The organism is Vibrio sp. S9_S30, assembly GCF_014694455.1.
Lineage (GTDB): Bacteria > Pseudomonadota > Gammaproteobacteria > Enterobacterales > Vibrionaceae > Vibrio.
Genome location: NZ_JAAUWT010000067.1, coordinates 1 through 2,775, shown reverse-complemented (window position 1 = coordinate 2,775; position 2,775 = coordinate 1). Strand labels below are relative to the sequence as shown.

The 2,775-nt window shown below is 40.7% G+C and carries 2 protein-coding genes; both read left to right on the top strand.

The genetic code is table 11. The features are described 5' to 3' along the window. Positions 1-413: 413 nt before the first annotated feature. Positions 414-917 carry a DinB family protein gene (locus HC752_RS23905; protein ID WP_190337684.1) on the top strand — a complete coding sequence of 168 codons (504 nt, stop codon included), beginning with the start codon at positions 414-416 and terminating at the stop codon, positions 915-917. A gap of 561 nt (positions 918-1,478) precedes the next feature. Further along, complete coding sequence (locus HC752_RS23895; RefSeq protein WP_190337683.1) at positions 1,479-2,102, top strand: hypothetical protein; 624 nt, start codon at positions 1,479-1,481, stop codon at positions 2,100-2,102. Positions 2,103-2,775 lie beyond the last annotated feature (673 nt).

The window sequence follows — 2,775 nt, the reverse complement described above, 5'->3', positions numbered from 1 at the left end:
TTCGATTTCTCAACCAGCATCAAGGTGGAAAAGCTATCACAAACCAAGTTGCTGCAAGCTTTCAAAACCAATTAGGTTCGCCTAATTTTGAAGTTTTGCTCTTGGTTCGTTTTTCTAAATTCTCGACCGAATCGGTGTTTTAGGTTTTGTGGTCTGGTTACAGAAGGTTTTGTTGGTTAGGATGTTGTTCATTGAATGCAAGCAAAATGCTTCTTTGCCAAGTGAGTTTGTGTACTCGTTACGCTCTAACAAACGCTTCAAGCGGACTGCCAACGCGTGGCATTTTAGGTTTGCAGTGATGATGGTGTTTAAGGCGCAATGCGCTAGCTTTTGTATAGCGTTGTCAGCAGCTTAAGCGGGCGTTAGGTGCTGGTTAAGCTCAGTAGATTCCAAACAACAGAAATGGAGGTAACATGCAGTTTGCTAAGGCGTTTCAATATAAAAAGTGGGCAAATAGTGAATTACTAGACCTTGGAGAGCAGCAGTTCTCGCAACTTCCAGAAAGTGATGGGACATTTTTTATCAGAATCTTAAACCATACAACAGTCGTTGATAATCTCTTTATCAGCCGAATTTTAGGTGAGCCTGAAAAATACAGTGGTGATAATACTGTCGAGACCCCAACGTTGATGGAGCTACGTAATACAATGGACCAAAATGACTCTTGGTTGGTTAATTTTACGAAATCAGTATCCGAGGCAGAAATAAAAAGGGTTGTATCATTTAAGTTTGTAGATGGTGATACAGGGCGGCTGTCAGTAGAGGAGATACTGCTCCATTTATTAACTCATGGCAGTAACCACAGAGGTATGGCATCAAGAGTTCTGGCAGAAAATAGTCTAGAGCGTCCAAAAGACACATTTACACGATATCTACATCAATCAGAGCCTTTAAGAAGGGCAAGGTTTAGCTCCTAACAAAAGCTTCAAACCGACAAACAACGCGTGGCATTTTTGGTTTGCGGTGATTTTAGTGTTTAAGGCGCAGTGCAGCGGCTTGTTTTGTGCGTTGTCTGCGGTTTAAGCTGGCGTTATAGCGCTTTGATAATTCAAGGGTTGTCAGGTTCTCGAAAATTGTTGGCTTCAGTGCTGGAAAATTCGATTTCTCAGCCAGTATCAAGTTGGAAAAGTCGTTGCAAGCCAAGTCGCTGTAGGTTTTCAAAATCAGTTAGGTTCGCCGGATTCTGAAGCTTGGTTTTTGGTTTGTTCTTCTAAATTCTCGACTGAATCGGTGTTTTAAGCTTTGTGGTCTGGTTACAGAAGGTCTTGTTGGTTAGGATGCTGTTCATTGAATGCAAGCAAAATGCTTCTCTGCCAAGTGAGTTTGCGTACTCATTACGCTCTAACAAACGCTTCAAGCGGACTGCCAACGCGTGGCATTTTAGGTTTGCAGTGATAATTGTGTTTAAGGTGTAATGCGGTAGCTTTTGTATAGCGTTGTCAGCAGCTTAAGCGGGCGTTAGCAGTTAAGGAAAACTAGTGAGTAAGTTATCTAATGTTTTGATAAGTATTCTTTTATTTGTTTTTGGAACGGCCGTTGGACATCTGTTACCTTTTGATTCCCAACATCTAAAAATGGCAAATACAGTTTTTGGGATCGTAGGTGGTATTTCTACATTTATTGCTGCATTTGCAGCAATAGTGGCATTAAATATGTGGAAAAAGCAATTTAACCATAGTGAGGTATATAAATTACTTAATGCTTTTGAGGATAGCTTCAGTGATCTTATAAAAGCAATAACTCAATATAGACAAACGGTTATTCAAGTTGTGAAATTTGAGTGTTCGCCTACTTCTAGCCTTGATTATGATGAACTCAAACGAAGTGAGCTTGAAGCAAAGCAACAGTATTTTAGGTCTAGAGAATTATACTTTGACACTTTTGAGCGCTTAGCTCGAGAACGTGATTTATCAGAGTATAAGAAATTGTCACCAGATATGCTGCAATCTTCGATTGTTACTTTAATAAATGGTATTCGCCCCATATATAAAACAAATGATTTTGATGAAAGTATTCGATTGCTGGATGAGAACGACAATTTACTTGTGAATTTATGGAATCAAGCAAAACCTGAATTCAAGTTACTCAGGAAAAACTGCTAACAAAGGCATCAAGGTGACGCTCTACACTCGGTGGTTTTGGTTTGGAATTCAGTTGGTTTGGCGAGTTCGGTGTTTGCGCACCTTATGCCAAACGTTATAGCGCTTTGAAAATTCAAGGGTTGTCAGGTTATCGAAAGTTGCTGGCTTCAGCGTTTTTGAGTTCGCTTTTTCAACCAGCATCAAAGTGGGAAAGCCGTCGCAAGCCAAGTCGTTTTAGGTTTTTCAAGCCAATTGAGGTCATTGTGCTTTGCCGCTTCGTTTTCTCTTGTTCTTCTAAATTCTCGACTGAGTTGGTGTTTTGGGTTTCGAGGTCTGGTTGCAGCAGATTTTGTTGGCTAAGATGTCGTTCATTGAATGCAAGCTAAGTGCTTCATTGCCAAGCGAGTTTGTTTGCTTGTGACGCTCTAACAAAAGCTTCAAACCGACAAACAACGCGTGGCATTTTTAGCTTGCGGTAATTTTAGTGTTTAAGGCGCAATGCGGCGGCTTGTTTTGTGCGTTGTCTGCGGTTTAAGCTGGCGTTATAGCGCTTTGATAATTCAAGGCTTGTCAGGTTATCGAAAATTGTTGGCTTCAATGCTTTGGGTTCGATTTCTCAACCCACATCAAGGTGGTTAACTCGCGCAAGCCAAGTTGCTGTAAGTTTTTAAAGCTAATTGGGTTCACCGAAATT